The organism is Victivallis vadensis (assembly GCF_003096415.1).
GTDB classification, from domain to species: domain Bacteria; phylum Verrucomicrobiota; class Lentisphaeria; order Victivallales; family Victivallaceae; genus Victivallis; species Victivallis vadensis.
In genome coordinates this window covers 1-21,912 of sequence record NZ_QEKH01000047.1, presented here as the reverse complement: position 1 = coordinate 21,912, position 21,912 = coordinate 1, and the positions used below count along the sequence as shown (strand labels likewise).

Below are 21,912 nucleotides of genomic sequence, written 5' to 3'. Positions count from 1 at the left end.
ATTCCGGCCCCGGCACCTTGCCGGTCGGGGCCGAACGTCGGCCTCGGCAACCGGGCGAAGATAGTGTGTCAAAAGTCAAGCGCGTTTTGCGGAAATTTCCGAAAATCGCGATATGGCCGCTCCTGCACTACGACAGTCCGTATGATCAGCAAGAGCTTTCTCATGCATGCGCATCTTGCAGTCATCTTGGCTTTGCTTTTTGCTATGAGATTCCGGTATTGCGTGTTTGATTCCGGAATCCTCGTGACTGCCGTCATGCAATCCAGATAAAGCAGCTGGCGTACCCGTGCTGAACCGCGTTTGCTCAAACAGGAGTGATTGACACTGGTTCCGGACGAAACAATTCTGGGCGTCAGTCCGGAAATCAGAGAAAGCTTCCGTGAAGAATACTGTTTCAGCGTCCCCAGTTCCGCCAGGAATCCATATGCGGAAACAGCGGCGACTCCCGGAATGGTCTGTATCGCCCGTCGGAGACATTTTGTGTGCGTAGCGCCCCGCTACCGGAGATGTGATTGCAAATCAGGCCGCGTAGCGCACAAGGTCGGCAAACCGCAGGGTTGCTGACCTTGCCTGCCTTCAAAACGGCAGGCTTTCCCCTGCGAATCGCCTCTGTTGACTCGAAAAAACATTGCGTGCCGCCAACCAGCTTGGCGTGCGGAGGCCGCTGCCACTTATATAAAAGTGATGTGCGATTGGAGTGCGGAGATGAATCTCCGCACTCCAAAGACGCTTTGCGTCGGGAAAGCCGCCTCCGATGAATCAGCCGGTGACCGGTCCGTCGAACTCCAGCTTGAAGACCGGAACGGTTCCGGCGAGCTCGTCGGCGGGAAGTCCTCGAAGGCGCAGTTCCGCGCCGCAGTCGCGGTGATAGATCAGCGGCTCAAGGGTCCATTCGACCGCTTCGCCGGTGTTGAGCAGCGTGACGCGGCGCGGGGCCTGTTTCAGGGGATGCAGCGACAGCGCGCTGCCGGAAAGCCCCTGTGGACAGTGGACGTAGAGCACATTGCCCCGGCGGGTTGCCGGCAGCGCGGGATCGGACAACAACTGCGAAACCGGTTCCGCAAAGGATTCGCGGACGCGTTTGAACCACGTTCCGACGCCGCGCAGGATGGCCTGCGCCGGTTCGGGGATCACGCCGTCGGCGTCGGGGCCGACGTTCAGCAGGTAGTTGCCGCCGCGCGCCAGAGTGGCGTCGATTGCGCGCAGGAAATAGAGGACGCTGTAATAGTCCTCGTCTTTGCGGTAACCCCAGCTGTTGAAACCGACGGACTGGCACGCCTCGGTCGGGCGCTGAAAGGCGGCTTCGCCGCGGTTCGCGTTTTCGGGATCGGAATCCCGCTCCGGCGTCGAGTAGTCGCCGGGGCCGAAGCCGCGGTTGTTGATCACGGCGGCGGGTTGGAGGCGGCGGATCAGTTCATGCACTTCGGGGGCCTGGGCCTGCGGCACATTCATATCCCACCAGATTCCGGCGACGGGGCCGTATCGGGTGCACAGCTCGGTGATCTGCCGCTTCAAATAGCCGAGATATTTGTCCCAGTCATGCCGGGCCGGATCGGTCCGTATCTCGTGGTGGCGGCCGATATTGGGGTAGTTCTCCTGTTTCCAGTCCACGATGGAATAGTAGAATTCGAGCGGCAACCCGCGTCCGGCGCAGGCGTCCGCGACCTGCCGCACGATGTCGCGCCGGTACGGGGTGTTGCCGACGTGGAACCGCGTTTCCCGGCTCGGCCACAGGCAGAAGCCGTCGTGGTGCTTGGCGGTCAGCACCAGATACTCCATGCCGGCTTCGGCGGCGAGATCGAGCCACGACTCCGGGTCGAAGCTGTCCGGGCGGAACTGGCCGAGCAGCTTCGCATACTCCCCGGCCGGAACGCCGTAACGCTGCTGCTCCTGCTCGTGCAGGCCGTGGATCGCGTACAGTCCCCAGTGGATGAACATTCCCAGCCGCCGCTCGAAAAACCAGTCGCGGCCGTCATTGAATCGCTGCATATCGTTTCTCACTTTTCCTGTGTATGGATGCGGCCGAATCCCGCCGCGCTGCGGAAATTCTGCGCGGTGCCGAACAGCATCAGCTGGGTCTTGCGTTTCGCCTGATCCGGGAACGCCCCGTTCAGGCCGAGGTCGAAGCCGAAACTCTCCGGAACCCGCCTGAGGCCGAAGGCCCGCCACGGCAGGGTCACGGTGACTTCGTAGCCGTCCTTTTGCGTTTTACCGGTCACGGCGACTCCGCTGCGGACGGCGTCGGGCAGCTGCGGGCTCCAGATCGCCGCCTTGACTCCCGGAAGTTCGGGGCGGATCAGGAACTGGCAGACCCCGTCTCCGTAGTGCGCGCCGCCAAGCCCCTGTTCCGGCGTGCGCAGGTCGAGGAACAGCTCCAGGCTGCTGCCCGCCACGCCCGGCCACGGCTCCGGCGCTTTCAGGTTCGCGTCATGAACTTTCACAGTAAGATACAACGCATTGTCGTCGTATGCAAGGCGCGCTTCGCCGGAAAGTTCGTCCGGGCCGCCCCAGAAGTAATCCTCCTGCAAGGAGGCGAGTTTCGGGGGCCGCCCGACCACCGCCTGTTCCACCCGGTTCAGCATCAGCGGCTGCGACGGGGTGCGGCCGATCTTCACGGCGGGGCGGTTGGCGAGCTTCACCGAATACCGGAAGTCGCCGCCGCCGGGCAGCTCCACCGCGAAGGGCAGGTGGAACTCCGGCTGCTGCGGCTGTTGCGCCGGTTCCAGCTGAAAGGTCAGGTTGCGCCGTTTTTTCGGAGCGATCTCAATGGAGGCCGCCGCCGGAGTGATATGGAATTGCCGGTCGGAGGGCGCTTTGATCCGGGCGTTCCACGCCTTGTCGCTCCGGTTCAGCAGCGTGAAAGTCACGGCGGCTTTGCCGTCGGGAAGCTCGCGTACCTTCACCGCATCGACCGGAGAGGCTTCCAGCCGCATTCCGGCCCGGTCGGCGTGGACATAGAGCGGACGGTCGGTCAGCGGCAGCAGAAAGGTGTTGACGCCGCGCGCGGAACTGACCGGCTTGAGCGCCGACTTCTCCCCGTACAGCGAAACCAGCTCCAGCTCGGGGGCAGGGGAGGCCAGCAGCACCGAGCCGGTCGGTCCCTGCGACCACAGCAGCGCGACTTCGCCGCCGTCCGCCTTACGGAAGATGCCGCCGTTTACGCCGCCGGAGCCGGCCGGAACCGGGGCCGGATTCAGCACCACTCCCTCGAACTGCATGGCCAGCACGCCGACCGCCAGCGTCGCGAGGCTCGGAGTGCGTTCGCCGTCGGCGGTCGCGGAAATCAGCGAGAAAGAGGGCGTGTTCTGCTGCCACTTCGCCGGTTCGGCGGGCCACTTCGGATTCCAGCCGAAGAATATGAACGCTTCCGTACCGGCAAGGAAGTTGATTGCCGCGTTCTTGACGATCGACATCGAGGCCCTGTACTCGTCGTTGACCCGGCCCGGCCATGCGTTTTTCGACACGAAGCCGGCGGCGCGCGCGGCGACCTTTTCCGCGACGGTTTCCGGCGGGATCGGCTCGTCCGCCCTGTAGCGGAAAGCGGTCAGAATGCCGGTCTCCGAGTTGAAGAAGCGGTTGTATTTCGAGGCGACTTTGCGGGCTTCGCGGAGCATGTCGGGCAGTCCCGCCTTGTCCGGCTGCTCCGGCGTGGTGTAGGTGTGCCAGCTGATCGCGTCGAGCGCCGGGCAGCCCCCCGCCGCCAGCACCTTGCCCATCCACGGCACGAAGGTGCTGGTGCCGCTGATGCCGAAGATCACATTGGCGCGGTCGAGCGGTTTCAGCGCGGCGGCGACGGTCCGGCAGATTTGAGCGTAATCGCCCGGCTTGTCCGGCATGTGGCTGGAGGCGTTCGGCTCGTTTTCGACCTCCCACAGCCGGATTCTGCCCTTGTACCGCTCCCCGGCGGCGCGCACGAATTCGGCGTAGCGGTCGAGCTTCGGGAAGCCGCCGCTCCAGCCCCACGCCAGCTTGCGCATCTTTTTATAGGGCCGCTCCCGCTGCCAGTCGGAGAGCGGGGTGCTCTGCAGACACACGTACATCTCCCGGCCGGAGGCCAGCTCCCAGTCGAGTTTTTCATTCCAGTTCCACTCGGCGGGCGGGGTGTCGGGATCGAGCCCGTACCCGCCGTCGAAATCCTTCAGCCACGCCGGGCCGACCACATAGCCCCAGCGCAGGTATTTATGCGAATAACGCAGCGGCAGCGCATCCGGCCAGAAGCCGAATGTGTTCACGTCACAGTCGTGCAGGCCGAACAGCCCCGGCCCCGGCTTTTCGCCGCGCGGTTCGGCGTAGAGAAAGTGGCGGCGGAACCCGTCGCCGTTGTCGGTCCCGGTGGTTTTCAGCGTCAGGTGGTAGAGGTCGGAGGTGAGCGGGAAGGGGAACTTCACCGCCTCAATGACTTCCTCCCCCGGCGCAAGTCTGAACTGCTGTTTCCAGCTCCGGTCGAGCTTGCCGAGTTCGCTTTTGACCGAATATTCCAGCGTGACGGCCCGTTCGGCGTCGGTCGAGTTGGCGAGCTGGAGCGTCGGGCAGTCGCGCTTCGCCGGATCGGTCGAAACCGCGAAGCTGTCGAAGCCGTGCAGGGCGGCCGACACGCCGCCGGAATGCTTCGCCGGTTCGACGCGGGCTGTATAATCCTGTTCCCAGTCGAGCTTCAGCTCCGCGCCGCCGGAACGGTAGGAGAGTTCGTCGACCATCGCGGCGTAGACCGCAAGCCGGACCGGCCTGAAGCCGGGCGGAAGCGGTACGCAGACCGTTTCGCCGCCTGCGTGGAATACCGCCTTGCCGGGGAGCAGTTCGAGGCGGTATTTCCGCCATTTCGCGATCTGCGGGCGCTCGGCGGAGACGGCTTTGGACTTGCCGCTGCGCAGCGTGAAGGTGCGTCCGGTGCTCGCCGGATTCACCAGGAGTTCCAGTTTGCCGCCGTCGGCTCCGGTGAGGACCAGCACGGCTTTTTCAAGGCGGCGCGGCAGGTCGCGCACGAAGAATTCCAGTTCGCCGGTTTCCGCCGCCCGGAAGTGCGGCAGAAGTTCGTAAGTGAACCGGACCCCTTCGAAATCGACGGCCTTGCCCTTCGCTCCTCCCGGAGCCGGGGCGATCACCGGCACGCGCAGATTGCTGCCGCCTCCCGCCGGGTAGAGCGTGACCGCCGCCGGAAGCGGCAGCGAGAGCGCCAGCAACGCACAGTTCCAGAGTGCATGGAAGTTCATGGCATCTTCTCCTTATTCGGTCACGACGGTCAGTGTCGGACAGAACTGCTTGCCGTTGGCTTCGGCGAATTCGGCGGTGCGCCAGCGCCAGCCGGTTCCGTCGGCGGCGGAGGGGGCGGCTTCGAGCCGGAAGCCGATCCACGGCGACTTCGCGGCGGCGGCTTCCTGAACCGCCCCGGTCACGTCGATCGTGATCGCCTTGCGGACGCTTTCGACCGGCTTGCCGGGCAGGGCGGCGCCGAGCTTCACGCCATTGTCGTCCACCAGCTCGATTTTGCCGTCTGCTTCGGGGGAGAGGTAGTAATAGAGGTCGGTTTCCGGGCCGGAGGCGCCTTCCTTGTCGGGATGGCAGCCGAACTTCCCGTTCAGGAAGAGCTTCAGCGTCGCTTTTTTCACCGGCTTGTCAACTTCGGGCAGTTTGAACTCGAACACCGCTTTGCGGTTCTGCTTCCAGAGTTTGCCGGAAATCGCCTCGCGGGCTTCGCCGTCGGTCCTGACCGCGATCACCTTGTCGACGATCCCGTCGCTGTCGGTGTCGATCAGGCAGCCATCGGTTTCAGGCGCGGTTTTGGTTTCCGCTGTCGCGGCGGACAGCGGAACCGTGAAAACAAAGCCGAAAGCGAAAAGAGCGGAAAAGATTTTGAGCATGGTGCATTCTCCTTACTGCATGGTGGTGGGATGCCAGTATTTGAACTGGGCACGTTCGTCGGTCATCTTGGTCAATATGTTCCATTGGGAAGAGCCGACGTGAGTGTCGACGTAAAGAATATTGGTCTGGTTGGCGTGGCGTCCGCTCGGATAGGCTTTTTCCCACGCCGGGCTGGCGATTTCGCCGGCGTCGAGTTCCCGGCCGTCCACCGCGTAGATTTTCTGTGAGGGGGCCTTGATGTTGGTGACCTTTTTGGCAAGGCTCGCCTTGCCGCTCTCCGAATAGGCGAAATAAAGGTAATTGACGCCGTACATCCCCCAGAAGTTGGAACCGCCTTTCAGGGTTTTATAGGTTTCGTTGTCCATCTCGCGGACGGGGCAGCGGGCGATCACGTTGCGGTCTCTGGTAAAAGCGGAATAGGCGGCGTCCTTGTCCCCCTTGTACTGGTAGAGGCGGCAGAGCCGGGAGGACCAGAACGTGCCGACCTCATCCTTGCCGTAGGCCGGGTAGTAGCCGTTGAATTCGTCCAGATAGAAAGTCAGGTAGGTGCCGAGCTGTTTGAGGTTGTTCGTGCAGGTGGTCTTGCGCGCCGCATCGCGCGCTTTGTTCAGTGCCGGCAGCAGCATCGCCGCCAGAATCGCGATGATCGCAATTACCACCAACAGCTCGATCAGCGTAAAATTCGGGCGCATAATGCCATGCATGTGAATGCGCCGGGCGCGTTTTCCTTGCCGCATTTGTTTATCCTTTCGCTTGTCACTCATTTTCACCTCCGCCGTAAGTCGGTTGTTTTTAAGTTTATTGCTGGCAACATGTTGAATTGTAAATGCTTGCGTTTATTCCCCCGACGCGAAGCGTCTTTGGAGTACGGAGATTCATCTCCGCTTTCAAGTCGCACATGATCATGCAATTATATTTAAGTTTAATTCGCCTTTCCGTATCGTTACCGGTCACAAACTGGGCGTTACGTCTTATGCGGATGGCTCCGGAGGGCCTTTTTCAAGGCCTGCCCGCCTGCGGCGCGCACGATCGCCCGTCCGGACTTCCCCGCTCGCCTCGGAACTTCCGTTGACTTGCGAAGCACTTCCATTCGCGGGCGGGGCTAGCGCCCCTTACTTGCCGGGCTATGCCCGCCAACTCCTCATCGTTCGCTGCGCTCACTACGCCGGAGGGGCTTCGCTCACTACGTTCGGCTTCGTCACGATGTTCCTCGTTACTTGCCAAAGGCAAGTAATTCCCTCACATTCGTTCGCGGCGCTGACCGCGCTTATTGTGCGCCGCGTAAAAGGCAGTTCGGCCTTAGCTGTGCGCCGCGTAAGTGGTTATGAAAACCGACCTTCGCCTGCCTGTGCCAGCCGCCGCACGCCCCCCGGAGGGGCATTGGCGTGCGCATCCGGCAGCGGCACCTTGCCGCCCGCACACCCCCCGGAGGGGCATTGGCGTGCGCACCCGGCAGCGGCACCTTGCCGCCCGCACACCCCCCAGAGGGGCATTGGCGTGCGCACCCGGCAGCGGCACCTTGCCGCCCGCACACCCCACGGAGGGCGTAGAGCGTGCATCCCCGGCAGCGGCGCCTTGCCCGCCCACGTAAACGGTGGCTTTACCTTTCTTGTGCACCGCGAACTTCGTGGCACGACCTGCCGGGAATCAGCTCCGCCGTCAGTTTCGGTATCGCGACATGGCCGGCGGTTCCGTTCCGCAGCGCGGCGGTAAGCGTATCGAGACAGACGGAAACCATCCGGGCCGGATTGACCTCCAGCACGCTCAGCGGCACCGGCGACGCGAATTCACAGCCGTGGTTCATATGGGTCAGCACCGCAATGTCGCGCGGGATTTTCAGCCCCAGCTCCATCAGCGCCAGCAGCAGCCCGCGGCAGACCACGTCGTGATTGACCAGCACTGCGTCCGGGCGGCGGGCGGGATCGGCAAAAAGCGCCTTGCCCTTTTCATAACCGTCGGCGTCCGTCTGTCCCCAGCGGATCACTTCTGCGACGGCTTCCGTCCCGGCGACCGCCTCGGCGGCTCCCTGCTGCTCGTCGCGGAAGTAGCCGCGGAAATCCTCGTATTCAAGTTCCTGCGGCAGCATCGACACCACCAGAATATTGCGGAAACCCTGCCGGACCAGATACTCCACGCCTTTTTTCACGGTGCCGCGCTGGTCAAGGCTGATCGGTTCGAGCCAGGTGACTTCCGGATGTTCGTCGAGAAAGCGGGTCAGGCGATTGGAACGGTTGCAGGCGATCACCGCCTTGATTTCCCCGCTGGCGAGGTCCTGTTCGAGATCGAACAGCGCACGGTTGCCGGATTCGAAGTCGAAGTAAATCTTGAGATTCAGGTCGCGTTCCGGCGTCTGCCGCTGGAACTGGTCCAGAAGCTGCGGGTAAAGCGGACTCTGGTGCAGGAACGGATTCTTGCCGAACGCAAGTCCGATCACGTTGACCCGCTCGCGGGAGCGCACGAACGTGCCGCGCCGCGGCACCCGTTCGATCAGCTGCCGCTGCACCAGATGCTGCAGGCTCTTGTGGATCGTGACCGGCGTGACATGGTAGAGTTTCGCCAGTTCCAGCGTCGCGGGCAGCCGCGCGCCGTCGGGCAGTTCGCCCGAAATGATCCGCTGCGCCAGATGGTCGGCGATCTGCAACTGCAGCGGGCGGCTGGTCACGGCTTCAAACGCGGTCATGAAACGGCTCCTCTGATTATTTGATATAGTATTATCATATCGAGTATAATAATAGTATACCAAACACAATGCCGTTTGTCAATACCTGTTTGAAAAATTTTGAAAATTTTATCAAAAACGGCGGAGGAACCGGGGGATGCGTTGAAATGAGCGCGCCGGGCGGCTATATTACCGGAAACTACGGAGGCTCCCTTGGGCAGGGTCAATACATTGAAGTTTTCGGAAAGCGGCGTGCGCGGCATCGTCGGCGAGGGGCTGACCCCCCGGCTGGTGACCGAACTCGGTGCCGCATTCGGTTTCTATCAGGGCGGCGGCCGCATCGTGGTCGGGCGGGATACCCGCGCGACCGGCGCCATGTTCGAGGACGCGCTGGTCGCCGGACTCCTTTCGGCGGGCTGTCAGGTCGTGAAACTCGGCGTGGTGCCGACTCCGACTATCCAGTTCACCGTGACCCGCACCGGCGCGTCCGGCGCGGTCGCGATCACCGCCAGCCACAATCCGGCCCAGTGGAACGCGCTCAAATTCATCGGCAGCCGCGGCACTTTCCTCGACCGCGGCGAGGCTTCCGAACTTTTCGACCTCTACAGCCAGGGGAGCCTGCCGTGCCGCGGGGAGAAGGATTTCCGTGAAGTGCGCTTCATGGAGGGGGCGTTCAAAGAACACATGGCCCGGATTTTTTCGGTGGTCGACGCGGAGCTGATCCGGGAGCGCCGCTTCCGCGTCGCGGTCGACTGCGCGAACGGCGTCGGCGCGCTGTGCAGCGCCGGATTTCTGGAGAAGCTCGGCTGCGAGGTTTTTGCGGTCAATACCGGGATCGACGGCTTTCGCCGTCCGCCGGAGCCGCTGCCGGAGAACCTCGGCGAGCTGGCCGAACTGGTGAAGCGCGAGCATTGCGACGTCGGCTTCGGGCAGGACCCGGACGGCGACCGCCTGACCGTGGTGACCGACCGCGGCGAGGCGCTGAATCCGCACTACACCGTCGCGCTGGCGGTCGAACAGGTGCTTGAAGGGGGTGACCCCGGCCCCGTGGTGGTCAATATGCAGACCTCGCGGCTGCTGGAATATATCTGCGGCTCCTTCGACTGCAAACTGCTCTCCTCGAAGGTCGGCGAGATCAACGTGGTCGAGAAGATGATCGAGAACGACAGCGAAATCGGCGGCGAGGGCAACTGCGGCGGCGTGATCTACCGGCGGGTGCATCCGGGCCGGGACAGCTTCACCGGCATGGCGCTGATTCTGGAGCGGCTGGCGATGAGCGACGGTCCGCTGTCGGAGATCATCGACGGCTATCCGCCGATGTGCAACCTTTCGGCCCGCTTCACGGTGCCGCCGATTCCGGCGCGGGAAGTGCTTGCGAGCCTGAGCCGGAAATATGAAAAGTATCATCCGCTGACCTTCGACGGCCTCCGGTTCGATCTGGAAGAGGGGCGGATTCTGGTGCGTTCGTCGAACACCGAGCCGATCATGCGGCTGAATGTCGAGGCGGACGACCGCCCGACGGCGGAGGCGCTGCTGAACCGCTTCACGGAAGAAATAGAACAAGAGCTCGCTTCCTTGTAGCGGGCGAAACAGGGAAAAAAAGAGTGGACCAGCCCAAATATTATCTGTTCGATATGGATCACACATTGATCCAGGCCGATTGCGACGTGACCTGGAAGTACTTCGCGGTGAAGCATAAACTCGCCCCGGAGAGCGCGCTGGCGGAAGCCGACCGCTTCTTTGAGGATTACAACGCCGGCTGCCTCGATGTGGAGGCGTTTTATGAATTTCAGTTCCGCGAATTTGCCGGGAAAACCATCGAGGAAATGGCGGAGCTGTCGCGTCTGCATTTCGAGGAGTTCATCAAAGAGCACATCTATGCCGATGCGGTCGCCGCGGTCAACTCCGCCCGGGCCTCCGGTCACCCGGTCGGCATCCTGTCTTCGACCAACGGCGTGCTGGTGAAGCCGGTCGCCGACTTCTTCGGGATCAGCCATATTTACGGCACCACGCTGGAGGTGGCCGGCGGGCGCTATACCGGCCGGATCACCGGCGTCTACGGCGCGGGCAACGGCAAAGTGGAGATCGCCGCCGGGTTGCTGAAGGCGGCCGGGGTTCCGTTTGAAAAACTGGCCTATTACGGCGACAGCATCAACGACCGCTATATTCTGGCCGCTTCGGGTTTCCCGCGCGCGGTGAATCCGTCGGATTCATTGCGCCACCTGGCCGCCGAACGGGGCTGGCCGATCCTGATGTGGAAATAATGTTTTCAATTGATGAGGAGAGAAGCCATGTTGTATTCACCTGCTGAAAACCGTTACGACTCCATGCCCTACCGCCGCTGCGGACGCAGCGGGCTGCGGCTTCCGGCGGTATCGCTGGGGCTGTGGCACAACTTCGGGAGCGTCGACGTGTACGACAACTGCCGGGCGATGGCGCGAACCGCGTTCGACCTCGGCATCACCCACTTCGACCTCGCGAACAACTACGGCCCGGAACCGGGTTCGGCGGAGGTCACCTTCGGCCGGATTCTGAAGCAGGACCTGATGCCGTTCCGCGACGAGCTGATCATCTCCAGCAAGGCGGGCTACCTGATGTGGCCCGGCCCCTACGGCGAATGGGGTTCGCGCAAGAACCTGATCGCCAGCTGCGACCAGAGCCTGAAGCGGATGGGGCTGGAATACGTGGATATCTTCTACCATCACCGTCCCGACCCGGATACTCCGGTCGAGGAGTCGATGCTGGCGCTGGATCAGCTCGTGCGCTCCGGCAAGGCGCTTTACGTCGGGATTTCCAACTACGGCCCGGAGGCGGCGAAAGAGGCGATCGCGATCCTGCGCGAGCTCAAAACACCGTTCGTGCTGCACCAGATCCGCTACAATATGTTCGACCGGACCCACGAACGGCAGGGCTCCTTTAAACTGCTTGAAGAACAGGGCGTGGGCGGCATCGTCTTCTCGCCGCTGGCGCAGGGGTTGCTGACCGACCGCTATCTCGCCGGGATTCCCGCTGATTCGCGCGCCAGCCGGAACGGTTTCCTGAAAGCCGATTCGATCACCGAGGAGGTGCTCGCCAAGATCCGCAACCTGAACGGCGTCGCCAAGTCGCGCGGCCAGTCTCTGGCGGAGATGGCGATCGCATGGCTGCTGAACCGGCCGGGCGTCACCTCGGCGCTGATCGGCGCGAGCCGTCCGCAGCAGATCCGCGACGTGGTCGCGGGCCTGAAGAATCTGGAATTTTCGGCGGAGGAACTCGGGAAGATCGAGATGATCCTCGGCTGACGATGCGATGGTTCGGACCAATTCTGTTTTTGACAATACTGTTCTGCCTGATCCCGGCGGCGGAGGGGGCGGCCTGCGCGGTCTGCGGCCGCACCGGGAGCCGCAGCTATGTGTCGGAGGGGCGGCACTACTGTTCGCGGAGCTGCTGGGAAAAATCGCTGCCGAAGTGTTCGGTCTGCGCCAGACCGCTGGCCGGCAAATACCTGAGCGCGGCGGGCAAGCTGTACTGCTCGCAGCGTTGCTTTGATACGGCGCTGCCGGAATGTTCGGTCTGCGGCAGCACGATCCGGGGCGAATATACGGTGGCGCTGGCGGCGGAAAAGCATTTTTTCTGCCCGGAATGTGCTAAGCTGCCGCACTGTTTTGTATGTACTCTGCCGGCGCGCCTGACCCCGCTGCCCGACAGGCGCGGCATCTGTAAAACGTGCGACCGGGACACCGTCACCGATCCGGCAAGGGCGGAAACCCTGTTCCGGGAGGTGCGGCGCGAGGTGGATCGGCTGCTCGGTTCCCGGACGCCCTGCCGTCTGGAGTTTCATCTGGTCGGCCGGGAGGAACTGAACCGGCTGCTGGGAAACCGGGCGGAAGGCGAGGCGGGCGAACTCGGCCTCTACCGGCTGGAGCAGACGATATGGCAGCCGGGCAACCGGGTGGAGGAGAAGTGTTCGGTCTATCTGCTCGACCACCTGCCGCGTGAACGCTTCATCGAAGTTGCGGCGCACGAGCTGGCGCACGACTGGCAGCACCATGCGGCGCCGGGGCTGGGCGATCCGGTCCGGCGCGAAGGTTTTGCCGAATACGTCGCCAGCCGGATCAATTTGAAGCACAACCGCGCCGCTCTCAACAACCGGATGGAACAGAACGCCGATCCGGTGTACGGCGGCGGCTACCGGATGATCCGGGACCTTGCCCGGCAAAAGGGCTGGCAGGCGGTGGTCGAAGAGCTGAAGCGCCGCTGACTGTCACTTCGCGGCGGCGGCCTCTTTTTGCCGGAATTGTTCTCCGGCGGTTTTGAGTGCGTCGTAGAATTTGCGTGAGAGTTCGACGAAGGCGCGCTGTTCTGCTGCCGGCAACTGACTCATGGCTTCCACTTCGATGGCATTGACTTCCGTAGAGACTTCGTTGGCGAAAGCGCGTCCGGTTTCGGTGAGCCGGATCCGCTTGCGGCGGCGGTCGGTGGGATGGGCTTCACGCCGGATCACGCCGCGCCGTTCGAGGGAATCGAGGATGATGGTCATGGTCTGCCGGGGAATGTTCAGGTGATCGGCGAGTCGGGCGGGTTCATCCGGGCCGGAGGAGGAGAGCAAGGCTTCGAGCGTCCAGAGGCTGTTGAGCGGCAGGCGCCACTTTTGAAGGATCGTACAATAGATGTGGTCGGCTTTCCACCACAAGGCCAGAAGATCAGCCAGATTGTGTCTGGCCGAATCGCAGTTGAGATGCTCCATCCTCGCTTTTCCTGTTTGCATGTGTCGTTATGAGAACATGCATAATATACGGCCTCCGGCCGGATAAATCAATCACATTGACATTGCAATCATTTTCCGACGTAAAAAACGAAAAAAATTTCAGCGCCCGTGCTTGAAAATTCCGAAAACCGGTGTTTATTAAAGAAGTCGGCGCTGAAAAGGGCCGGTACAGGTGGCAGGATAGCTCAGTCGGTAGAGCAGGGGACTGAAAATCCCCGTGTCCCCAGTTCGATTCTGGGTCCGGCCACCATTTTTTGCCTCAAAATTCCGCCAAATGGTACCACTTGGTACCGTTTGGCCGCTTTTCTTCAGGAGTTTCGTCCAATGCCGGTCAAATCCGATATTCCAAACTGGAAGGATCAGGAGATGACTAAAAAGACAATCAAACTCGCAACAGGTTCAGTATATCAGAAAAAGACCGGAGGAGTCTACTTCTTCCGCTATCAGATCAACAACCAGCGCAAATGTGTCAGCCTCGAAACGCGAAACCGTGAAGAGGCCATAGCCAAAGCGGAAAAAATAGTTCCAGTGGTTCGCGCCACCAGTACCGAAGTGATTGCCGCTCACGTGAAACAGGCCCGAAATCTCGAACACCGGCAGCAGGAACTCGCACTAAGCGATGCCTGGGAAGTCTACTCACGGCACCCGGAGCGTTCTGTGCCGGATACCGTTCATGAACAGAACACCTATCGGGCCACATTTCGGGAATTCGTTGATTTCATCAATAAACCGGAACTGCCGATTCGTGAGATAACTCCGGAACTGGCAGCCAAGTACGCCGATCATTTGCGGTCTTGCAGGATTTCGGTTTCGACCCACAACCGGAAAATCACCAGAATCCGCAAAATCTTTGAAGTCTTGCGGGACTACCGGGATGCGGACAATCCTTTTCGTTCACGCGTCCTGATGCGGAAAGAACGTGAAGAGCAGGAACTCGGGGTACGCCGTCTTTCCTTTTCCCGTGAGCAGATTCAAAAGTTGCGTGAAGTGCTTGATGACAGTATCCACAAAGTGATGTACAAGCCGGAAGTCAAAGTGATCTATTATCTCGGCATGTTTACCGGACAACGGTTGAAGGATTGCGTTTTACTGCGTTGGGACAGTATCGATTTCCCGCACGGTCAAATCTGGGTGAAGCAATTCAAAACCGGCAAAGAAGTGACCATCCCAATTGCTCCGGAATTGAAAACCGTCTTGGAAGCAGCCTGGTCTTGGCGTATCGATGAATATGTCTGCCCACGGGTTGCAGCTCGTTATAAACGTACTGATGCTGCCGGAAAAAACGTCGGCAACAATCTGGTGAACATTGATGTGCTGCGCGTTATTCAGTGGATCGGTCTCGAGCCTTCCGTTGCCGTACCAGGCAGGAAGAAAAAAGTCACAATATACGGATTTCATTCCCTGCGACATTCTTTTGCCTCGTATTGTGCAGAAGCCAACGTTCCCAAAGCGGCAGTTCAGTCGATCCTCGGTACCGATTCCGACATTGTGGATAAATATTACACCCATGTGGGGCGCGAGGCGCAGGAGAAAGCCATCGCTGCCGTAGTCGGTGAGATCGGGGGAGAATCGGATCGTAACCGAATTGAAAAGGCGCTTGCCCTGATCCGTAGCTCCACCGCTGATCCGGCTGAAACCTTGAAACTGGTTGCCGCCATTCTGGAGCAATGAGGTTCCGACAATAGCAGAATTTCTGCTTACTTTTTGCCGAATGGGACAGACGCCCGGCCGAGTCATTCTGACGATTCGGACGGCTGATTTGACCCGCGACGTTCTGACTTCTGAGCGTAAAAGTCAGAGTCAGAACGATACGATCCCGAAGCATCGATTTCCAGATTGCTGAGCTTACGCAATACCAGATGTCGACCATCAGTATCCGCCGGTTTCAGATGGTAAGTCCCTTTGGGAATTATCACCTTGTGTTCTCCACGGCGAACTGCGTCTGCAATGAGTTTTTTGATGAAAACCAGATCGGAGGAACCAACCGGATCAAAATTGCGCAGAAAATCTTCAGAAAGAGAGAGCGTGGTCCCCTCGTGGGCAACCAATTCTTTTTTCTGTCCGTCCAAACGGTAAACGATAGTCAGCGATTTCAGTTTTCCAGTGGCGGGATCACCGAACACCGTATTGTCGACAAGGACACTCTTCGACCCTATGAGGATGAGGAATTGATTGAGGAGGCAACTTGTCGGAAATTCCGACAGGTTCGCCGGGAAGGCTCTCGTTCTGTAGCCCGGGAATTACCGTATTACAACCTTGATATGATCATCGCAGTCGGCTATCGGGTGAATAGTAAACGCGCAACGCAATTCCGGCAGTGGGCTACCGCCGTGCTGCGGGATTATGCTGTTCGGGGATATGTAATTGACCGGAAACGCATGGAAAACGGTAAGTTTCTAGACAGAGATTATTTCGAACATCTGCTGGCGGAAATCCGGGAAATACGGTTGAGTGAGAGACGTTTTTATCAGAAAATCACAGATATTTACGCAACCAGCATGGATTACGATCCCGATTCTCCGACCACACGGGAGTTTTTTGCCAAAATACAGAACAAACTGCATTATGCTGTTCACGGACATACTGCCGCCGAATTGATTATGGAGCGGGCCGATGCGGCTCGGGAGCATATGGGGCTGGTATCATGGGAAAATGCGCCAGACGGGAAAATTGTAAAAACAGACGTTGTCATTGTCAAAAACTATCTGAAAAAAATGAACTGGAAGATTTTGGACGCATCGTCAACGCTTATCTGGACTTGGCGGAACGCCGCGCCAAACGGCATATTCCGATGACAATGGAGGATTGGGCAAAACATCTGGATCGTATTTTGATTGCCGATGATATGGAAATTCTGTGCGATGCGGGATAGATTACTGCGGAAATCGCCCGGGAACATGCTGAAAACGAATTTGAAAAATATCGTGTCATTCAGGATCGTCTGTTCAAGTCCGACTTTGACAGGCAAATGGATTTGCTTGAGCAGAATGAATCAATAAGCCGAGGGTTGCAGAATGACTGACAGTGACGCATTGATGCTGATCAGGGGGAAAATACAATGCGATATAAAAAGCCGGACATCTGTTGACGGCCATGGAATTATAGTTGGATTCGGATTCCCGGGCAAAAATCTGGAATCATATATTGAGTTCGATTATCCGCATAACCATTTGTATTTTGAAATCCTTGATATGACGGATTACAAGGACGGAGAATTGATTCCTCTGGATTCCTTCCGGCGGAAATTCATAATAAGCGAACCGTTTTCAAACACGAATGACGATGTTTTCAAAAAGATCAACAAGGTTTTGAAAAGCATATAATCGTCATTGGATTGCTGCGAGTGAAGGAGGCGTTTGCGATTGGCTTCGAGGTGAAGGTAACTCCGGTTGAAGCATTATGGTCTTGCGCTGGCCGGAGAGTGAGAGTGCTGTTGCATCTTTTGGCCGTTTTCTTCTGGCCGGAAATGGTCTGTATGTTCCGGCTCGGCTGAAGATGCGCAACGTGAAGGTGTTCTATTCGCGTTGACCGTTCCGGGAGTGCTGCTTCTGCCACTCGTAGAGCGACGGTACCGGGGGCGTCGGGCGCGGTGCGGGGGCGTCGCGCGGCAGCAGGCGGTTGTTCCGGTCGACCTGCGGCTTGCCGAGTCCTGACGCCAGTGCGGTTCCGCCGCAGATGCGGTTGCCTTCAAGCTCGATTCCGCCGCTGTCGGAGGTCTTGTAGAGCAGGAGCGGGCTTTTGCCGTCCTCCAGAATGAAGGTGTTGCCGCGGATGATGTGGTCGAAACTTGCCGAGCCGAGCAGGAAGCCGCCGCCTTGTTTCACCCGGAACCGGTTGTAGGCGAAAATCCAGTTTTCATTCATGCCGCCCAGGCTGACGCCGTCTTTGAGGGAGTAAAGGTCGCAGTTCCACACCACGTTGCGCGGCCCGTTGGGGCCGTGCGAACCGTCCTCCGGCGCCGTGGCCAGCAGGGCGTGCCCGGAGCCGCCGCGTTCGAGCGTGTCGGAGACGATCAGGCAGTTTTCAAACAGATTCTCATTGGTCCAGCCGGAGTGCCAGTGGGCGTCGCATCCGTAAAAGCGGCTGTTGCGCACCACGTTCCCGGCTGCGCTCCACTGGACCAGCGGCGCGTGTCGCAGGTTGCGGGTGGTGACGTTGTCCATCAGGCAGTCGTAGGCGACCTCCCAGCCGGCGTAGGCGGTTCCGCCGACCCCGTGGTAAAAGGAGTCGTCGAATTCACAGTCGAGGATGGCGCAGTTTTTGGCGTTGCGGGCGTAGATCGGATGGCGACCGCATTTGTAGACCGCGACATTGCGCGCCCAGCAGTCCACGGCGTTTTCAAAACCGACCAGCGTCACCCAGAAATTGTTCTTCATTTCAAGGCTCATATCCTCCACGCCGCAGCCGCGGATCATCTTCCGGCGCTGCACGGTCGAACCGTCGATCACCGGGAAATCGATCCGCAGCGGCATGTCGAATTCCACGTCCGCGCCTTCGACGCCGGTGACTTCCGCCAGATAGTTGCGGTAAAGCCCCCAGTTGCAGGCGTTCCGGGTCAGCCGCTGCCAGCGTTCCGTCGCCGGAGCGTGGATGGCGATGATCTCCCCGGCGCGGAGTCCGTGGCCGGATTGCTCCAGCGTGACGCGGCGGTCGCCCCGTTTCCCGTCCTTCGCCAGCCTGATCGGAGCGGCATCCGGCTCTGCGCCGTGGAACAGGATTGCGCCGGAGGGACGTCTGGCCGGGAAGCTGATCCCGTTTTTCCGGTCGATCACGGCCGCGGCTTCCGCAGACCGTTCTTCGTTTTCGTAGACGGCAACGGCGCGGAAGCGGACCGGCCCCTCCGGCAGGTCGCCGGGCAGCTGCGCGGTGATCAGCGATTCGTTGCCGGAGTGCATGGAGCGCCGGTAGCGCCGGATCTCCCGCCCGTTCGCGGTGAGCCGGATTTCCCGCAGCCCCTCCGGGCGGGCGTAAATGTGGATATGGCCGCCCGGTTTCAGGCGGGAACCCGCCACGCGGTAGAGATCCACGCCGTTCTCCCCCGCGTCGTAGTCGAAGAGAATACGGGTTCTGCTGCGCCCGGCTCCCCGCAGGACGACGCCGTCGCGCGTGATCCGCACGAAGCGGCCGAGCCGGTAGGCGCCTTCGTCGAAACGGATCACTCCGCCTTCGGGGGGCAGCGCGGCGATCGCCCGGGTCAGCGCATCGTAACACTCCTGCCCCGGCCTGCCGCCGAAATCACTGAGTTTCAGTTCCCGGCGGGGGCGTTCCATCAGGCCGTTCCGCACGCCGGCGCGGGAAAAGTCGGGGTAGACGATGCCATCCGGCCCCATCACGTCGGCGGCGGTCAGGGGATCGCCCTTTTTGAGTTTGTATTGCGGCTGCCACGGCGGCGGCTCCTGAACGGCCGGTTGGAAATCCAGTTGCAGGTCGTCGAGCAGGAATACCTCCGAACTCCAGCAGGGGGCGCTGATCCGGATGCGCACGTACCGGGTCGCTTCGGAATACGCTCCCGCCTTGACCCGGAAGGGCATCCAATCCGCCGATGCGGGTTTGCTGCCGTAAAAGAAAGCGTTGCCGTTGATGCGCTTTTTGTCCTGATCGTAGAATGCGACGCCGCAGGAAGCGCCGAACCCCTCCGGGAAACGGATGCGGCCGGTCAGGATGTAGTTCCCCTGTTTCGCGGGGATGTAGTCGGAGAGCAGCAGGTCCGGCCAGCGGTTGAATTTGCGCTCCGGATTGGAAACGACGGTAACTTTCGCCGCCTGGTTGCCGGAGAACGCTTTTTCGCTCAGTTCCCGGCGCACCTCTTTCCCGGCATCCGGGAGTTTCCAGGCCGGTTCGAATCCGTGTTCAAAACCGTCCCGGAAGACGGTTTCGGCGACAGCCGCCCCGGCGAGGAGAACGGCTCCGGCGATCAACAGTCGTTTTGGCATCGCAGCTCCTAGTTCAGCATGGTGTCGAGGTTGCGGGGAAACATGGGTTCCAGCTCCTGTTTCGCTCCGAAGCGGTTGAACGTTGCGGTGTGCCCGTCGAAAAAGACCGCGTTGCACTTCGACCGGGAGTGGACGCTGGAAGTCCAGTTGACCGGCCCGCCGAGCCAGTCGGTTTCTCCCCAGTACGTCAGGATGGTCGGGTTCCCGCTGGTCACGTCGGAGCCGATCACACCGTCGATGAAAGCCGTTTTGGCGGTCGGTTTCCTGAACCGGGAGAGCTTCAGCATCCGGTAGCCCGCCTGTTTGAAGGCGGTGTTGCCCAGCAGCCGCTGGGCGGGCGCGTAGGTGGTATGGGTGATCGGGGTGGTCATATCTCCCGGCGGGGAGATCACGATCTGCGTTCGGGCGGAAGCATCGACAGGCTCCTTGAAGCGGCCGTAGGCCGGGCAGTTGGTGACCTTGTCCTGTTTCCTGCTGTAAAAGACATCGCGCGGGATATAACCGGCCTCGAAGAATTTGGTGACCGGTTTATGGCTGCCGTAGTTCCGGTCCGCATCGGACGAGCTGGCGAACGTGGTCATCGGGATGAAGTCGTTGAAATCATTGCAGTAGAAAGCGAACATGCCGCCGAGCTGTTTCAGGTTGGACATGCATTTGCCCGCCAGGGCCTTTTCCCGGGCCTGGTTCAAGGCAGGCAGCAGCATCGCTGCGAGAATCGCGATGATTGCAATTACGATTAACAGTTCGATCAATGTGAAACAACGGTTCTTCTTCATGGGTCCTCCTTCAGGCGATGTTGCGTCTTTTTTGAATTTTCAGATAGGTGCGAACCATATCGGCGATTTCTTTGCAGCCGGAATCGATGTCATCCTCTCCGGCGAGCAGCTGGCCGATTCCGGCGCAGACCATGTTGAACAGGTCCACCGATTCCAGATGGTAGGTGGCGTACATCTTCGGCGTTTCGGTGACGAAAAGGACATCGCGCGGGTCGTTGAAGTCGATGCTCCTGCCCGCCGCCGACTTCAGGACCGGAATCCCGTATTTCCAATCGGCCAGCCGGTTCTGGAAAGACTCCCCGAGCAGGAATTGGAGCAGTCGCTTCGCCAGTTTGAAATCGACGCATTCCCGGCGGATGCAGAGTGCGTCGGTCGCCTGCACGTTGAGGTCCGCGCCGCCCGGAATGAGGGGCAGCTCCACTGTGGCCCAGTCGCGCAGCCCGGAGGAGATGATGTCGGTCATGAACTGGCGCGGGCTGAGCGAACTCATCGCCGCTTTTCCGGCCAGAAAATCCTGTTCGTAGTCCTGCAGGCGGTGGAACTGCGTCCCCCACAGCTCATGGCGCAGCGCGCGGAACAAATGCAGCCCACGGCGGGTTTCGGGCGCGTCGATCCGCACTTCGTCTCCCTGCCGGTTCCAGTCGATCAGGCAGCCGCCGGCGCGCACCACCAGATTCAGGTATTCGGTGACCATCGGGTACCAGTTGAAGATCCGGTCCGGCGGGACGCTTTTCTTCAGGCAACGGACGGATTCGAGGAAATCGTCCCAGCTCCAGCCGGAAAAGGGCAGCGGCGCTCCCGCTTTGCGGAACAGTTCCGGGTTGTAGAAAATCACCCGCGGCGAGTAGATGACCGGGACGGCCAGAAGCCTGCCGCCGATACGGAAAGCGTCGAACGGCTTCATGAAAAACGCCGTCCGGTCCGGGAAACATTCCTCAAACAGTCCGCTCAGGTCCAGATATTCGTCGCAGTGGGACTGGATGTAGCCGGTGTTCTGCAGTTCAAAGACACCCCTCATGTCGTGGGTGATCCAAAGCTGGGGGATTTCCCGGTTGATCAGCATGTCGAACTCCCGCACTCTGGCGTGGATCGAGCGGAAGATGTGCATGGAGCCCTGCAGCAGCCGCTCCTTCCACTGGAATTGCACGAAGGTTCCGCGGCGGGGGATTGTCTCGAGAATCCCTTCGGCGGCGAGCTGGTCGATGACTCCCTGCACGATCGGGAGCGAACTGCCGGTTTCCGCAACGAATTCGCGGGCGCCGGGAAGTTTTTCGCCCGCGCCCCAGCAGCCGGCGGCGATCCGGTCGAGAATATGATTGCGCAAAAAAATGTTCCGTTCTTCCATGGAAGTGATCTTTCCTGTTTTGTTCTTCGGTATTAATTATAGCAAAGTAACTCTGATTTGTCAATAGTTTGATTTGGAAAAGATCATTTATTTTTATGGTTGAATCTCTGACTTGTCAGAGGTGAGGCCGAATGTAAAGAGCCGAATTCCGCACCGCATGGGAAACGCCGGTGAGAACGGCTTCCCGGAGCCTATGCAAATCGCCGGCCGTTTGGAAAACGGTTGCCGCTGATTTTATTGAATTATTCCTTTCAATCGGCGAAGAAACCTGAAACGGCGTTTGAAAATAAGTGCGGATGTGCTATTTTATTCAAGTATGATTGCCTTTCGCTGTTCGGCGGATGGGATAACTTGGGGAAACAAGATGGATATGTCGGTGAACAATTCATTCATTCCGTGGCCGGCCGTATCGGGGCTGAACGGCGCCGGGCGGCCTGTGCATGTTTCTCCACGGGATCTTTCCGTGAAAGAACCCGCTTGTGCCGAACGCAGTGAGGCGCAAGCAAGCAAGCAAGCAAGCAAGCAAGCAAGCAAGCAAGCAAGCAAGCAAGCAAGCAAGCAAGCAAGCAAGCAAGCAAGCAAGCAAGCAAGCA

17 protein-coding genes, 1 tRNA gene and 1 pseudogene are annotated in these 21,912 nt (G+C 60.1%); 9 read left to right on the top strand and 10 right to left on the bottom strand.

The features are described 5' to 3' along the window. Positions 1-68: 68 nt before the first annotated feature. From C8D82_RS22420 to C8D82_RS18865, 6 genes are all read right to left on the bottom strand, one after another. Entirely contained in the window at positions 69-461 is a 393-nt protein-coding gene (locus tag C8D82_RS22420; protein WP_116885851.1) for a transposase, read from the bottom strand. A gap of 298 nt (positions 462-759) precedes the next feature. Next, entirely contained in the window at positions 760-1,989 is a 1,230-nt protein-coding gene (locus tag C8D82_RS18885) for an alpha-L-fucosidase (protein WP_116885850.1), read from the bottom strand. Between the two features lie 8 nt (positions 1,990-1,997). Beyond that, positions 1,998-5,210: a sugar-binding protein gene (locus C8D82_RS18880; RefSeq protein WP_116885849.1), complete on the bottom strand. Its 3,213-nt coding sequence runs from the start codon at positions 5,208-5,210 to the stop codon at positions 1,998-2,000. Between the two features lie 12 nt (positions 5,211-5,222). Continuing rightward, positions 5,223-5,858, bottom strand: coding sequence for a hypothetical protein (locus tag C8D82_RS18875; protein ID WP_116885848.1), 636 nt, complete (start codon positions 5,856-5,858; stop codon positions 5,223-5,225). Between the two features lie 12 nt (positions 5,859-5,870). Beyond that, positions 5,871-6,596, bottom strand: coding sequence for a type II secretion system protein (locus C8D82_RS18870; protein ID WP_116885847.1), 726 nt, complete (start codon positions 6,594-6,596; stop codon positions 5,871-5,873). 863 nt (positions 6,597-7,459) lie between these two features. Further along, positions 7,460-8,539, bottom strand: coding sequence for a substrate-binding domain-containing protein (locus C8D82_RS18865; RefSeq protein WP_116885846.1), 1,080 nt, complete (start codon positions 8,537-8,539; stop codon positions 7,460-7,462). A 192-nt stretch (positions 8,540-8,731) separates the two neighbouring features. Between C8D82_RS18865 and glmM the strand changes: the two genes are divergently transcribed. Genes glmM through C8D82_RS18845 form a run of 4 tightly spaced genes read left to right on the top strand, consistent with a single transcriptional unit; the run spans position 8,732 to position 12,758 of the window. After that, positions 8,732-10,099, top strand: a complete 1,368-nt coding sequence (gene glmM, locus C8D82_RS18860; protein WP_165833197.1) for a phosphoglucosamine mutase — start codon at positions 8,732-8,734, stop codon at positions 10,097-10,099. 23 nt (positions 10,100-10,122) lie between these two features. Further along, complete coding sequence (locus C8D82_RS18855) at positions 10,123-10,782, top strand: HAD family hydrolase (RefSeq protein ID WP_116885844.1); 660 nt, start codon at positions 10,123-10,125, stop codon at positions 10,780-10,782. Between the two features lie 27 nt (positions 10,783-10,809). Further along, positions 10,810-11,799 carry an aldo/keto reductase gene (locus C8D82_RS18850; protein ID WP_116885843.1) on the top strand — a complete coding sequence of 330 codons (990 nt, stop codon included), beginning with the start codon at positions 10,810-10,812 and terminating at the stop codon, positions 11,797-11,799. Between the two features lie 29 nt (positions 11,800-11,828). Continuing rightward, positions 11,829-12,758, top strand: coding sequence for a SprT family zinc-dependent metalloprotease (locus C8D82_RS18845; RefSeq protein WP_133245294.1), 930 nt, complete (start codon positions 11,829-11,831; stop codon positions 12,756-12,758). A 3-nt stretch (positions 12,759-12,761) separates the two neighbouring features. Here C8D82_RS18845 and C8D82_RS18840 read toward each other — a convergent pair whose 3' ends face one another. Then, positions 12,762-13,244, bottom strand: a complete 483-nt coding sequence (locus C8D82_RS18840) for a MarR family winged helix-turn-helix transcriptional regulator (protein ID WP_116885841.1) — start codon at positions 13,242-13,244, stop codon at positions 12,762-12,764. A 195-nt stretch (positions 13,245-13,439) separates the two neighbouring features. Between C8D82_RS18840 and C8D82_RS18835 the strand changes: the two genes are divergently transcribed. From C8D82_RS18835 to C8D82_RS20880, 4 genes and pseudogenes are all read left to right on the top strand, one after another. After that, a tRNA-Phe gene (locus C8D82_RS18835) sits at positions 13,440-13,515 on the top strand. A gap of 74 nt (positions 13,516-13,589) precedes the next feature. Continuing rightward, positions 13,590-14,936, top strand: a complete 1,347-nt coding sequence (locus C8D82_RS18830) for a tyrosine-type recombinase/integrase (protein WP_116885840.1) — start codon at positions 13,590-13,592, stop codon at positions 14,934-14,936. Between the two features lie 188 nt (positions 14,937-15,124). Further along, positions 15,125-16,137: pseudogene (locus C8D82_RS18825) on the top strand (virulence RhuM family protein). Between the two features lie 142 nt (positions 16,138-16,279). Continuing rightward, positions 16,280-16,588, top strand: a complete 309-nt coding sequence (locus C8D82_RS20880) for a hypothetical protein (protein WP_133245293.1) — start codon at positions 16,280-16,282, stop codon at positions 16,586-16,588. Positions 16,589-16,780: 192 nt separating this feature from the next. Here C8D82_RS20880 and C8D82_RS18820 read toward each other — a convergent pair whose 3' ends face one another. The 3 genes from C8D82_RS18820 to C8D82_RS18810 are packed head-to-tail and all read right to left on the bottom strand — an operon-like array spanning position 16,781 to position 21,319. Next, complete coding sequence (locus C8D82_RS18820) at positions 16,781-19,198, bottom strand: right-handed parallel beta-helix repeat-containing protein (RefSeq protein ID WP_116885839.1); 2,418 nt, start codon at positions 19,196-19,198, stop codon at positions 16,781-16,783. 8 nt (positions 19,199-19,206) lie between these two features. Further along, positions 19,207-19,974: a prepilin-type N-terminal cleavage/methylation domain-containing protein gene (locus C8D82_RS22225; RefSeq protein ID WP_116885838.1), complete on the bottom strand. Its 768-nt coding sequence runs from the start codon at positions 19,972-19,974 to the stop codon at positions 19,207-19,209. 10 nt (positions 19,975-19,984) lie between these two features. Next, positions 19,985-21,319 carry an extracellular solute-binding protein gene (locus tag C8D82_RS18810; protein WP_116885837.1) on the bottom strand — a complete coding sequence of 445 codons (1,335 nt, stop codon included), beginning with the start codon at positions 21,317-21,319 and terminating at the stop codon, positions 19,985-19,987. Positions 21,320-21,683: 364 nt separating this feature from the next. Here C8D82_RS18810 and C8D82_RS21720 point away from each other — a divergent pair. Then, positions 21,684-21,912: hypothetical protein (locus C8D82_RS21720; RefSeq protein ID WP_207776188.1), on the top strand; the 229-nt coding region annotated here is incomplete at its 3' end.

Excerpts from the sequence above, each read along its gene's own strand:
- C8D82_RS18885 (WP_116885850.1), bottom strand. The coding sequence starts at position 1,989 with ATGCAGCGATTCAATGACGGCCGCGACTGGTTTTTCGAGCGGCGGCTG.
- C8D82_RS18880 (WP_116885849.1), bottom strand. The coding sequence starts at position 5,210 with ATGAACTTCCATGCACTCTGGAACTGTGCGTTGCTGGCGCTCTCGCTG.
- C8D82_RS18875 (WP_116885848.1), bottom strand. The coding sequence starts at position 5,858 with ATGCTCAAAATCTTTTCCGCTCTTTTCGCTTTCGGCTTTGTTTTCACG.
- C8D82_RS18870 (WP_116885847.1), bottom strand. The coding sequence starts at position 6,596 with ATGCGGCAAGGAAAACGCGCCCGGCGCATTCACATGCATGGCATTATG.
- C8D82_RS18865 (WP_116885846.1), bottom strand. The coding sequence starts at position 8,539 with ATGACCGCGTTTGAAGCCGTGACCAGCCGCCCGCTGCAGTTGCAGATC.
- C8D82_RS18850 (WP_116885843.1), top strand. The coding sequence starts at position 10,810 with ATGTTGTATTCACCTGCTGAAAACCGTTACGACTCCATGCCCTACCGC.
- C8D82_RS18840 (WP_116885841.1), bottom strand. The coding sequence starts at position 13,244 with ATGGAGCATCTCAACTGCGATTCGGCCAGACACAATCTGGCTGATCTT.
- C8D82_RS18830 (WP_116885840.1), top strand. The coding sequence starts at position 13,590 with ATGCCGGTCAAATCCGATATTCCAAACTGGAAGGATCAGGAGATGACT.
- C8D82_RS20880 (WP_133245293.1), top strand. The coding sequence starts at position 16,280 with ATGACTGACAGTGACGCATTGATGCTGATCAGGGGGAAAATACAATGC.
- C8D82_RS18820 (WP_116885839.1), bottom strand. The coding sequence starts at position 19,198 with ATGCCAAAACGACTGTTGATCGCCGGAGCCGTTCTCCTCGCCGGGGCG.
- C8D82_RS22225 (WP_116885838.1), bottom strand. The coding sequence starts at position 19,974 with ATGAAGAAGAACCGTTGTTTCACATTGATCGAACTGTTAATCGTAATT.
- C8D82_RS18810 (WP_116885837.1), bottom strand. The coding sequence starts at position 21,319 with ATGGAAGAACGGAACATTTTTTTGCGCAATCATATTCTCGACCGGATC.